Genomic DNA, 12,231 nt, shown 5'->3' with positions numbered 1-12,231 from the left:
CTCGGACCACCGGCGCGACCGCGGCCCGCGAGCCCGGCCACGCGCACGACGGGAGGCGCGGCGCCCACCGGCACCGCGCCTCCCGTCAGACGCCCGTCCGGGGAGCCCTACGGCGTCGGCATCCCGCCGTCGACGTGCAGCGTCTCGCCGACGACGTACGACGACTCTCCGCTCGCCAGGAACACGTAGGCCGGCGCGAGCTCGGCGGGCTGGCCCCAGCGGCCCAGGTAGGTCTGCTCGCCCGCGGACGGCAGGGCCTCCGGCGGCTGACCGCCGGCCGGCTGCAGCGGCGTCCAGATCGGACCCGGTGCGACGGCGTTCACGCGGATCCCCTTCGGCGCGAGCTGCGCCGCGAGGCCCTTCGCCAGGTTGTTCACGGTCGCCTTCGTGGCCGCGTAGTGCACCAGGTGCGGCGACGGCGCGTACGCCTGGATCGACGTGGTGTTGATGATCGTGGAGCCGGGCGCGAGGTGCGGCACGGCGGCCTTCGTGATCCGGAACGTCGCGTAGACGTTCGTCTTGAAGGTCTCGTCGAACTCCTCGTCGGAGATGTCCTCGATCGAGGAGACGTTCTGCTGCTTGCCGGCGTTGTTCACCAGGATGTCGAGCCCGCCGAGCTGGGCGACGGTGTCGGCGACGATCTGCTCGCAGACCGCGAGCGACGTGATGTCGCCGGGCAGCGCGACGGCCTTGCGACCGGCTGCCTCGATGAGCGCGACGATGCGGTCGGCGTCCTCCTGCTCCTCGGGCAGGTACGAGATGGCGACGTCGGCGCCCTCGCGGGCGTAGGCGATGGCCACGGCGGCGCCGATCCCCGAGTCGCCGCCGGTGACGAGCGCCTTGCGGCCCTCGAGTCGTCCGGAGCCGCGGTAGGTGTCCTCGCCGTGGTCGGCGGGGACGTTCTCCGCCATCTCGGCGTCGGTGCCGGCACCCTCGAGGTACTGCTCGTCGGGCTTCTTGTCGGCGTACATCTTCGTCGGGTCCTGCATTGCGTACTGGTCGATCTGCTGGTCCGTCATGTCCCCGACGGTACGCAGGGGGTCACCACGGGCCGTCCAGCAGCCTGTCCCCCGGCGCGCGGACCGGCCTGCGTCGTCCGCAGGGCGGGACCGGGCCTGCGTCGTCCGTCGGCGCGCAGACCGGCTTGCGTCGACCGCAGGGCGGGACCGGGCCTGCGTCGTCCGTCGGCGCGCAGACCGGCTTGCGTCGACCGCCGGGCGGGACCGGGCCTGGAGGCACGCCACGCGCCCCGCAGACACCTCGCCGCCGGTGGGTGGCCGGGTCCGCGTGGCCCGCCGGCGAATGTCACGGTCCGGTGACGACCCGGCCCCGATTCGGTAACACCCGTCGTCCAACCGGTCGCAGCGTCGTACCGTCGTCTGGTGACCTTCCGGACCGTCCTGGCGTCGAGCGCCGCCGTGCTGGCCTTCGTGGCCGGCACGATCGTCGTCGGCGGCACCCCCGGAACCGGTCCAGCGTCCGCGGCGGCGGCCGAGCTCCCCGCCGACGTCTCGGCGCACGAGCAGCCCGTGCGGGTCAGCACCGCGAAGCTCAAGCGCGTCGACGCCATCGAGCTCGACGCCGAGTCGCTCGTGTTCCGGAAGGGCTCGAAGACCGTGACCGAGGTCTCGATGCGCGACTCCGTCACCACGGTGTCGCTGCTGAACCGCCTGCTCGGCACACCCTCGCGCACGCAGACCGCCGAGGGCGACGGCGGGGCGTGCTTCCCGGCCGGCACCACGTACACCTGGGGCGGAGCGGTCCGCGTCGCCGCGCTGTCGACGCCCGCCCGGGCCGGCAACGCCGTCGAGATCCGCATCCTCCGCGATGCCGTGCGCACGCGCTCCGGTGTCGACGTCGAGCTGAGCGGGCCGGGCGGCGTGCAGGTCGGAGACGACATCGAGGACGCCATCGCCGACGCCCCGAAGTCCGAACGGGTCTCCTACGGGTCCGACGACACCAAGGCGTGGCAGCTCCTGCTCGGCGCGGGCTGGAACACGCCCGACGAACCCCGGACCGACGGCTCGGCGGACGACCACGCGGCGGGCGACGACGCGGCAGACGGCCACGCGACGGACGACGGCGCAGCAGACGGCCACGCGTCGGGTGCGACCGCGGACGACGACTCCGAGGTCGAGCGCGGCACGAACGGCGTCTCCGCCCTGACCGACGACACCACGGTCACGGTGCTCGGCTCGCCGATGCCGGTCCACGCCCAGCGCACCTGCTGACACCGGACCCGTCCGGACCTGCCCCGCAGGCCCCGGCGTGCCCGGCCCCGCCGGAGGCTGCGCAGACCGGTCAGACCCGCAGCGTCGCCACCACCGGGAAGTGGTCGCTCGCGAACCAGGTCTCCGGTCCATCGTGGTCGATCACGACACGGTCCACGCCGGCGATCCCCCGCGTGAACACCCAGTCGATCCGCTCCCCCGAGTCCAGCGGCGGCTGCCAGTCGTTGAACGTCGCGGTCCGGTCCGCGGGGTCCCCCGCGAGGACCCAGGCGTCGTCGAACCCCGCGTCCGTGAGCACCCGCGACGCCGCACCCGCCCCGGCCGGCTCGTTGCAGTCGCCCGCCACGATCACCGGTCCGTCGGTGCCGCGCAGCCGCTCGGCGATGAGCGCAGCGCTCTTGGCGCGGACCTCGTCGCCGTGCGGCCCCACCTCGTGGTCGAGGTGCGTGGTGAGCAGGGTGAACGCCGGCCCGTCGACGTCGAGGAACCGGGCGTGGTTCGCGACCCGCGGGAACACGCTGCCCCAGGTGTTCGAGACCGGTTCGTCAGGGGTGTCCGACAGCCAGAACGTGCCCTCGTCGGCCGGCCGGAAGCGGCTGCGACGGAAGAACACCGCGGCGTGCTCACCGGCCGTCCCACCCTCGCGTCCCTGTCCGACGTCGACGTGGTCGGGGAGCCCGGCGCGGAGGTCGTCCATCTGGTGGTCGAAGGCCTCCTGCACGCACAGCAGGTCGGGGTCGTGCCGCCGGACGATGTCGAGCAGCACCGGCAGTCGGGCCGGCCAGTCGTGCGCGGGGTCCGGGTTCTTGATGTTGTAGGTCATGAGGGTGATCGGCCGCGCTGCGTTGCTCACCCCTCGACCGTACTGACCGACGGCATCACGGGACCATGACCCGCCGCAGTGCGGTGACGCCGTCCCGTGCACGGGTCTTCGCGGTGCCGACCGGCACACCGAGCGACGTCGCGACCTCCGGTCCGGTCATGCCGACCAGGTAGCGCAGGGCCACGGCCTCGCGCTGTCGAACGGGCAGTGCGGCGACCGCCCGGTGGAGCTCGGCACGCTCGAGGACGCTCTCGGCCCGTTCCGTGCCGGCGTGGTCGACCGGCTCGTGGTCCCGCGCGCCGATCCGCAGGTCGCGGTCACGGTCGGCGCTGCTCTTCCGCACGCGGTCGATCGCGCGACGCTGGGCGATCGTCCGGATCCAGGCGATGGCGGCGTGCTGCGGGTCGAACCGGTCCGCGATCTGCCAGATCTCGAGGAAGACGTCCTGCACGACCTCCTCCGCCTGCCAGGGGTCGACGAGCTGGTGCCGGACGTACCGCTCGACCAGGGGGCGGAAGCGCACGTACAGGCGCTCGAAGGCTCGTCGGTCGCCGACCGCGACGGCGAGCAGGAGGGCGCGTTCTTCGTCGCGCCGAGCGAGGAGGGCATCGTCCATGGGGAGAATGTCACATGAGCAGAATGTACTCGCAAGTACACTCTGAGCATGCGCCCCGAACACGCCCCGAAGACCCTTCGACGCACGACGCCGAAAGGACTGGCGACGCGCAACCGGATCGTGACGACCGCGGCCGATCTCATGCTCACCCGGGGCGTCGCCGGCACCACGCTCGACGACATCGGCGCGGCCGCCACCGTCGGACGGTCGCAGATGTACCACTACTTCGCCGACAAGGGCGAGCTCGTCCGCGACGTCGTCCGGCAGCAGACCGACGCGATCATCGCGCACCAGGGGCCGGACTACGGCGACCTCACGACGTGGGACGCCTGGCAGCGCTGGCGCGACCGTGCCGTGGCCGACGCCGACGCCGGGGACTGCGTCGGCGGCTGTCCGCTCGGGTCCCTCGGCACCGAACTCGCGGAGCGGGACGTCGACGCGCGTGACCTCGTCGCCGCCGGCTTCGCCCGCTGGGAGCAGGGCTTCCGCGACGGCATCGCAGCCATGCGGGACCGCGGGCTGCTGGACGCAGCGGCGGACCCGCACGCCCTGGCGACCGGGGTGATGGTCGCGCTGCAGGGGGGACTGCTCCTCGCCCAGGTCCAGCGGGACGTCCGACCGCTGGCGATCGGACTCGACACCGCCGTCGCGGCGATCCGACGGCACGCGACCGACGCTCGGGTCGCGGACGCACCCGCGACGGGCGTCAGTTGATGCAGACGCCGTCCTTGCCGTAGGTCTTGACGTCCGTCGACGACGGCTTCGGCTCGGACGAGGCGGACCGCGACGGCTTCGCGGCGGCCCCGGCGTCCGACGAACCGGAGGCGGACCCGTCGGCCGGGGTCGACGCGGCGCCACCGGCCGCAGGGACGGGCGTGGCGGTCTTGCCGTCGGAGCCGAGCACGAGCGTGACGCCCGTGACCGCGGTGCTCCGCACGGGGAGGGCACCCGGCACGACGGCGGCGACGGCCTTGGCCTGCGCCTCCATCCCGGCGGGGTACTGCACCTGCGTCGCCTTCGTGGAGTCGGACGACCCGGGGGCGCCGACCTGGAAGCCGCGAGCGGTGAGCACCTGCCCGGCGGCACCCGCGGCACCGGTGACCCCGCTGCCGTTCAGCACGGTGACGGTCGTGGCCGCGGGCTGGGCCGCCGTCGCCTTCGTGTACTCCTCGGGCTCGCCGATCAGGCCCTGCACGAACGCGGGGAGTCCCACGGTGTCGACCTCGACGATGGACAGGGCGGAGCCGTTCACGTAGATGGTCGGCGTCCCCAGGGTCGGGATCGTCGCGGACTGGATGTTGCCCGGGCGCAGGTTCCGGAGCTGGGTGGCGAGGCTGACCAGGTCGGTGTCGGTCTGGATCGAGCCGCCGACCGCGCCGAGGATGTTGCCCATCTTCACGGGGTTGAGCAGCGTCCCCGCGGAGAGCACCTTGCGCGCTTCCTGCGACAGGAAGTACTGCTGGCGGACGTTGCGGTCGAGGTCGCCGTTCGGCAGGCCGTGCCGCTGGCGGACGAACGAGAGCGCCTGCTTCGCGTCGAGGGTGGACTTGCCCGCCGGCAGGTCGACGCCCGAGTACGGGTCCTTGGTCGCCTGGTTCAGGCAGACGTCGACCGGACCGAGCTCCTTGACGACCTGGTAGAAGCCGAGCAGCGAGACGCGCACGTAGTGGTCGATCGTCAGGCCGCTGAGGTTCTGGATCGTCTGGATGAGCAGCTTCGCGCCGCCGGTGTCGCCCCTGCCGTTGAGCGTGCCGAAGTAGAAGGCGCTGTTGAGCTTGCCCTTGCCGACGCCGGGGATGTCGACGTACGAGTCGCGGGGGAACGAGATCATCGTCGCCTGCGAGCCGTCCGCGTTGATGTGCAGCACGATCATCGTGTCGGTGTTCGTCGCACCGCCGTCGGACTCGGTGCTCAGCTCCGCCATCTGCTCGGGCGTCGCGTTGTCCGGCCGGTGGTCGTCACCGACCAGCAGGATGTTCTGCGCCTGACCGTCGACGTCGTCCTCGTCGGACGTGTTCCCGGTGATCGCGTCGATCTTCGTCACGCCGGTCGAGAGCCGGCCGTAGGCGTAGGCGGCGTAGCCACCGCTGAGCAGCAGCGCCATCGTGAGCACGCCCGCGACGGCGGGGAAGACCACCCCGGAGCGTCGCTTCTGGCGGCCGTGGCGCGGCGGCACGAAGCCGCGGCGGGCGCGGCGCGTCGTCTCCTCGGGTTCGTTGCTCACCCCGAAACCATAACCGCAGCGCGCGGAGCGGACATCCGACGGCCCTGACAGGTGGCCGCGATTCCGCCGACACCCGCGGCGGTCGAGACGGCAGTGGACGACGGACGGGAGGCGCGGTGCCAGCTGGCACCGCGCCTCCCGTCCGCCCGTGGTGACGACTCAGGACGGCAGCTTCCCCTTGTACGTCTCGCGCGCCCGGAGCACGGTGATCCCGGTGATCGCCGCCGCCGCCATCACGTAGAACGCCGGCGCGAACGTGTTGCCGGTCGCACTGATGAGCCAGGTGGCGAAGTACGGCGTGATGCCGCCGAACAGGGCGACGCTGATGTTGTAGGCGATGCCCATCGAGCCGTAGCGGATCGCGGTCGGGAACAGCTCCGCCATCGATGCGCTCACCGCACCGTCGAACGCCGCCATGAAGAGCCCGAGGAGCATCATCGCCCCGGCCGCGGCCCAGAAGTTGCCCGCGTCCATGAGCATGAGCGTGGGGTAGGTGAGGACGAGGAACCCGGCGCAACCGGCCAGCATCACCGGCTTCCGGCCGATCGTGTCCGACAGCAGCCCGAAGAACGGCACCAGGGCGGCGATCACGATGAAGCCGATGACCACCACGCCGTACGACACGAGCGGCGAGTAGCCGAGGTCGGCCTGCAGGTAGGACGGCATGAACGTCTGCAGGATCCAGTGCCCGACGGCCTTCAGCACGACGAACCCGACGCAGAAGAGCAGCGCCTTCCACCCGGTCCGGAACGAGCGGCGGAGCGGGTTCTTCGCGAGTTCCCCCTTGGCCTTGAGGGCACGGAACTCCGGGGTGTCCTCGAGCTTCGACCGGAGGTACAGCCCGACCAGGCCGAGCGGCAGCGCGATGAGGAACAGGACGCGCCAGCCCCACGACTCGAGGGCGTCGCCACCCGCGAGCGCCGTGAAGAGGAACACCAGGCCGCCGCCGACGATGAAGGCCGCGAAGCCGAAGACGTCGATGAAGCTCGTGACGAAGCCGCGTCGGTTCGACGGGGCGAACTCGGCGAGGAGCGTGGTGGCGCCCGCTCCCTCACCACCGGCCGCGAAGCCCTGCACGAGGCGGACCACGACGAGCAGGATCGGCGCGAGGAGTCCGACGCTCTGGTACGTCGGCAGGATGCCCATCACCGCGGTCGCACCGCTCGTGATGAGGATGACGGTCGCGAGCGTGGTCTTCCGGCCGACGCGGTCCCCGAGCGAGCCCCAGAACAGGCCACCGAGCGGGCGCATCACGAAGCCGGCGCCGAACACCGCGAACGCGGAGAGCAGCGCCACCTGCGGATCGCCCTGCTTGAAGAAGTACAGCGAGATGACGGTGGCCAGGGTGCCGTACAGGCCGAAGTCGAACCACTCGACGAAGTGGCCGACGCCCGCGGCGACGATCACCTTCCGCATGCTCTGGCGGCGTGCGTCGTCGCCCAGTGCTGCCTGGACGTCTGGGGTGCTGGCGGCGTCGGCGCTGATGCGCGTTCCGGTTCCGTCGCTCATGGGGGTGACCTCACACTTCGTTGTCGAGAGTTCGTTGAAGATAGCACTTGTCGGGCACACTTTGCCACACAGTGGGAAAGAGGCACCATAGGGTGATACCGTCGCCGCCATGCAGTCCCGTGAAGAACACCACGACGTCGTGGTCGTCGGAGGCGGTCTCGCCGGCGTCAGCGCCGCGGTCGCCGCCGCTCGCCTCGGCTCCAGCGTCGCCCTCGTGACCAACCGGCCCGTGCTCGGCGGCAACTCGTCGAGCGAGATCCGGGTGTGGGTGGTCGGCGCGACCGCACACGGCACGCAGCGGTTCGCCCGCGAGACCGGGATCATGGGCGAGCTCTTCCTCGAGAACCAGTACCGGAACCCGCAGGGCAACGCGGTCTACTGGGACCAGGTCGTGCTCGACCTCGTCCGCGCCGAGCCGAACGTGCACCTGCACCTCAACACCGACGTCCGGACCGTGCAGACCACGGACGACGACGGCGCCACCCGCATCACGAGCGTCACCGGCTGGACCATGGGCTCCGAGCTCGAGACGACGTTCACCGCACCGGTGTTCCTCGACTGCACGGGCGACGGCCTCGTCGGCGCCCTCGCCGGCGCCTCGTACCGGATCGGTCGCGAGGGTCGTGACGAGTACGGGGAGGAGTGGGCACCCGAGCAGCCCGACGACGAACTGCTCGGCAGCTCGATCTTCTTCTCCACGCACGACACCGGGCGCCCGGAGAAGTTCGTGCCGCCGTCCATCGCAGTCGACCTGGCGGCGACCCCGATCCTGGCGAACCGCGCCATCACGACGGGCGACAACGGCTGCAACTACTGGTGGATCGAGTGGGGCGGCGAACTCGACACCGTCACCGAGAACGAGCGCATCCGCGACGAGCTCTGGGGCGTCGTGTACGGCGTCTGGGACCACATCAAGAACTCCGGGTCGTTCGACGCCGACACCCTCACGCTCGACTGGGTCGGCGCGATCCCCGGCAAGCGCGAGTACCGCCGCTTCGTCGGCGACCACACCCTCACGCAGCAGGACCTGCTGTCGCAGCGGACCTTCCCGGACACGGTCGCGTACGGCGGGTGGTCGATCGACCTGCACCCCGTCGAGGGCGTCTACGCCGAGACCCCCGGCGCCCAGCAGCGGTACACCGACGGCACCTACGACATCCCGTTCCGCTCCCTCTACTCGGCGGACGTCGCGAACCTGCTCTTCGCCGGCCGGAACGTCTCCGCCTCGCACGTGGCCTTCGGGTCCACGCGGGTGATGGCCACCTGCGCCACCCAGGGCCAGGCCGCCGGCACGGCCGCGCACCTCGTCGCCCGGCACGGCACCACGCCGCGCGAGCTCGGCACCGACCACGTCGCGATGCTCCAGCAGACGCTGCTGCGCGAGGACGCTCCGCTCGTCGGGGTCCGAGCCGTCGACGGCGCCGACCTCGTGCAGCGCGCGCGGATCAGCGCGAGCAGCGAACTCACGGCGCTCGACACGACGCCGTGGACGACCGACGACACCTTCGTGCTCGACCGGGACGTCGCGGTCGTCCTGCCCGCCGACCCCGCGCTCGGGGCCTTCGCCCTCCGCACCGTCGCCGACGAGGCCACCGAGCTCACGATCGAGCTCTGGACCACGGGGAAGCCGCAGAACTACGCCCCGATCGAGCACGTGTCGACGCACACTGCGACCGTGGGCGCCGGAACCGGTGACGCGCTGGTCGACCTGGCCTTCCGCCCCGACGAGCCGTGCAACGCGGTCGTCGTCGTCCGTCGCGCACCGGGCGTCCGCCTGGTGCTCACCGACGGGCACCCGTACGGGGTCCTGGCGCTCCGCGCCCGCACGGCCGACGACGAGCAGTTCGACGACCACATCCCCGAGGAGTCCGACCAGCCCGTGACCGACTGGGAAGCGCGTGCCCTGCGCGGACGCTCCTTCGCGTTCACCGCAGCTGGCACGTCGGACGCGTGGCGCGCCTCCAGGGTGGCCGACGGCTACCAGCGTCCGTTCGGGGGCCCGCACATGTGGTCGTCCGCGGCCGGCGACGGCTCGGCCGCCCTCACGCTCGACTGGGACGATCCGGTCGACGTGCACGAGGTCCGGATCGTGTGGAACGACGACGTCGACGCCGACCTCATCAACCTGCACCACCACCGCACCCACTGGGACGCCGTCCCGACGCTCGCCCGTGACTACCGGATCGAGGCGTGCGTCGACGGATCGTGGCAGGAACTCGCGACCGTCACCGACAACCGGCACCGGCACCGCGTGCACGACGTCGCGCCGACGCGGACCGCGTCGCTCCGCGTCGTCGTCACCGCCACGAACGGCTCGCCGTTCGTCACGGCGAGCGCCGTGACGGTCCGCTGACCGACCGCACCATCCGCAGCACCACCACCGATCAAGGGAGATCGCCATGCGCCTGCGCGCGTTCACGATCGCGACGGCCGTCGCGCTCACACTCACCACCATCGGGGCCGTCGGCCCGGCGGCCGTCGCGTCGGGCGCCGCGGCCACCACCAGCACCACCGGTACCGCCACGACCGCCACCGGCACCGCCGCGATCCAGGCGAACCCCGGCAACCCGACGTCGCCCACCGCGACCGCGCACACCGTGTCGGTCAACGGCACCGCCGTGCCGGTCAAGGCCGAGTCGGTCAGCGGCACCTCGCACGACGTCGCGATGTTCGCCAAGGGGACGGGGCCCGCGACCGTCAGCGTCACGATGCCCGGGCTCGCCGCATCGGCCACACCCGTCGTGACGCCGCGCGCGCTCGCCATCGCCACCAGCCGGTCCGGCGACACCGTGACGTTCACCATCCGTGACCCGCACCCGCTCGTCGTCGAGACGCCGGGCGTCCGCGCCCTGTTCCTCTTCGTCACGCCGTCGGAGACCACGGTGCCGTCCGCCACCGACCCGAACGTCCTGTACTTCGGTCCGGGCGAGCACGATGCCGGCGTGATCCGTCCGGTGTCCGGCCAGACCGTCTACCTCGCGCCGGGCGCGCTCGTCCACGGCCGCATCGACGGCGACGGTGTCACCGGGGTGCAGGTGCTCGGGCGCGGGATCCTCGACGCCGGGTCGGACACGTCACGGACCGACAAGACGATGGCGATCCGGTTCCACGACAGCTCGGACGTCACGGTGTCCGGCATCGGCGTCCGCAACGCCCAGTGGTGGCAGACCCTCTACATCCGCTCCTCGGGGATCCACGTGTCCTGGATGAACCTGATGGGCACGCTCATCAACAACGACGGCATCGACACCGACGGCGTGCAGGACATGACCGTCGAGCACGACTTCGTGATGAGCGGCGACGACGGGTTCGGCTGGCACGCCCTCGACGCGGCCACGAACGGCGAGCCGGAGACCCGCGGGCTGCACGCGACGGACACCACGTTCTGGAACGTCACCGGCGGCAACCCGGTCCGGTTCGGCTCCTCGATGGAGACCTCGCGCTTCACGGACATCTCGATCACGCAGTCGTACGTGCTCCGCGCGAAGGAGGTCGCCCTGAAGTTCGACGTGCAGGACTGGGCGACGGTCTCGGACGTCACCGTGGACGGCTTCCACGTGGAGTCGCAGCCGGTCGGCAAGCAGGCGATCGTGCTGCAGGTCCTCAAGGGGCAGTACTCGAACGACACCGGGTACCGCGACGAGCGCGGTCGGATCACGGGCATCACGATCCGCGACTTCACCGACGTCGCGGCCGACCCCGTGACGCTGTCCGGATGGGACGCCACGCACGGGGTGTCGGACGTCGCGTTCGAGGACGTCGTGCTCGGCGGCGTCCCCCTCACCGCGGCCCAGGTCCGGACGAACCAGTTCGTCACCGGTGTCACGGTGTCCTGATCGACTCCACGGGACAGAATGGGCGGATGGCCACCACCCCTCCGAACCAGAGCATCGAGCGCGCCGCGGCTGTCCTCGGCGCGCTCGGTGCTGCCGACGGGGCGATGCGCGCCTCCGACATCGCGCGGGCGATCGGCCTCGGGACCTCGACGACCGGACGGCTCCTCGCCACGCTCGAGTCGCTCGAGTACGTGCGTCGCGACGCCGAGACGCAGGGCTACTCCGTCGGCCGTGCCGTTCTCGAGCTCGCCAGCCAGGGGCTCAACCACAACCCCGTCCACCGCGAGAGCCGGGCGGCGGCGCAGGACCTCGCGCACCGCATCGGCCTCACTGCCAACGTCGGCGTGCAGGACGACACGGCCTGCATCTACCTCTGCCACTTCGAGGGCTCGCTCGCCCCGAAGTCCCACACCATGATCGGCATGCGGCAGCCGTTGCACGCCTCGGCGCTCGGCAAGGCGCTCATGCTCGACATGTCGCAGGCGGAGCGGATCGCCCTGCTCGGCGAGGTGCTCCCCCGGTACACCGACCACACGATCACGTCACACGAGGCCCTGACCGCGGACCTCGAGGCGTCGGCGAAGCGCGGCTGGTGCGTCGAGAACCAGGAGGTCGCGCTCGGCCGGTTCTGCATCGCGGCACCGATCCGGAACGCCTCGGGGCGCATCGTGGCCGCGCTGTCGATCTCGGGGCGCGTGACGCAGCTGCGCGACCGCGACATGGACTCCCTCGCCGAGGACCTCATCGAGGTGGCCGACCGCATCAGCGTCGGCCTCGGCATGATCAGCGCCGTCGCGCACTGACGACTCACGCACTGACGACTCGCGTGATCGCACGGTGACGCACTGACGGCCTGGAGGCGCGGGGGCCGCGGGCCCCCCCCCCCCCCGCCCGGGGGGGGGGGGGGGGGGGGCCCCCGCCGCCGGGGGGGGGGGGGGGGGGGGGGGCGGGGGGGCCCGGGGGCGCGCGGGCGGGGCGGGGGGGGGGCCCTG

General features: G+C 72.0%; 10 protein-coding genes. 5 read left to right on the top strand and 5 right to left on the bottom strand.

Annotated features, from left to right (window positions below):
• Positions 1-107: 107 nt before the first annotated feature.
• Positions 108-1,019 carry an SDR family oxidoreductase gene (locus EDF64_RS09955; protein WP_133519842.1) on the bottom strand — a complete coding sequence of 304 codons (912 nt, stop codon included), beginning with the start codon at positions 1,017-1,019 and terminating at the stop codon, positions 108-110.
• Positions 1,020-1,382: 363 nt separating this feature from the next.
• Between EDF64_RS09955 and EDF64_RS09950 the strand changes: the two genes are divergently transcribed.
• Positions 1,383-2,231, top strand: coding sequence for a hypothetical protein (locus EDF64_RS09950; protein WP_133519841.1), 849 nt, complete (start codon positions 1,383-1,385; stop codon positions 2,229-2,231).
• Between the two features lie 70 nt (positions 2,232-2,301).
• Here EDF64_RS09950 and EDF64_RS09945 read toward each other — a convergent pair whose 3' ends face one another.
• Positions 2,302-3,084, bottom strand: coding sequence for an endonuclease/exonuclease/phosphatase family protein (locus EDF64_RS09945; RefSeq protein WP_133519840.1), 783 nt, complete (start codon positions 3,082-3,084; stop codon positions 2,302-2,304).
• 25 nt (positions 3,085-3,109) lie between these two features.
• A complete protein-coding gene (locus EDF64_RS09940) occupies positions 3,110-3,670 on the bottom strand; it encodes a sigma-70 family RNA polymerase sigma factor (protein WP_133519839.1) in 561 nt (186 codons plus the stop codon).
• A gap of 48 nt (positions 3,671-3,718) precedes the next feature.
• Between EDF64_RS09940 and EDF64_RS09935 the strand changes: the two genes are divergently transcribed.
• A complete protein-coding gene (locus EDF64_RS09935; protein WP_133519838.1) occupies positions 3,719-4,384 on the top strand; it encodes a TetR/AcrR family transcriptional regulator in 666 nt (221 codons plus the stop codon).
• On the opposite strand, the gene EDF64_RS09930 is transcribed toward EDF64_RS09935, so the two are convergent.
• Complete coding sequence (locus EDF64_RS09930; RefSeq protein WP_133519837.1) at positions 4,377-5,894, bottom strand: LCP family protein; 1,518 nt, start codon at positions 5,892-5,894, stop codon at positions 4,377-4,379. The genes EDF64_RS09935 and EDF64_RS09930 overlap by 8 nt on opposite strands.
• A gap of 159 nt (positions 5,895-6,053) precedes the next feature.
• On the bottom strand, positions 6,054-7,403 hold the full coding sequence (locus EDF64_RS09925) for an MFS transporter (protein ID WP_133519836.1): 1,350 nt from the start codon (positions 7,401-7,403) through the stop codon (positions 6,054-6,056).
• A gap of 109 nt (positions 7,404-7,512) precedes the next feature.
• Between EDF64_RS09925 and EDF64_RS09920 the strand changes: the two genes are divergently transcribed.
• From EDF64_RS09920 to EDF64_RS09910, 3 genes are read left to right on the top strand one after another with little or no spacing between them, the layout of a single operon-like run.
• Positions 7,513-9,756: an FAD-dependent oxidoreductase gene (locus EDF64_RS09920; protein WP_133519835.1), complete on the top strand. Its 2,244-nt coding sequence runs from the start codon at positions 7,513-7,515 to the stop codon at positions 9,754-9,756.
• Positions 9,757-9,802: 46 nt separating this feature from the next.
• A complete protein-coding gene (locus EDF64_RS09915; protein WP_133519834.1) occupies positions 9,803-11,239 on the top strand; it encodes a hypothetical protein in 1,437 nt (478 codons plus the stop codon).
• A gap of 26 nt (positions 11,240-11,265) precedes the next feature.
• Complete coding sequence (locus EDF64_RS09910) at positions 11,266-12,042, top strand: IclR family transcriptional regulator (RefSeq protein WP_133519833.1); 777 nt, start codon at positions 11,266-11,268, stop codon at positions 12,040-12,042.
• The last annotated feature ends 189 nt before the right edge of the window (positions 12,043-12,231 follow it).

The sequence above is a fragment of the Curtobacterium flaccumfaciens genome, assembly GCF_004361695.1.
In the GTDB taxonomy this organism is placed as follows: domain Bacteria; phylum Actinomycetota; class Actinomycetes; order Actinomycetales; family Microbacteriaceae; genus Curtobacterium; species Curtobacterium flaccumfaciens_B.
This window is presented reverse-complemented; position numbering and strand designations above follow the sequence as displayed.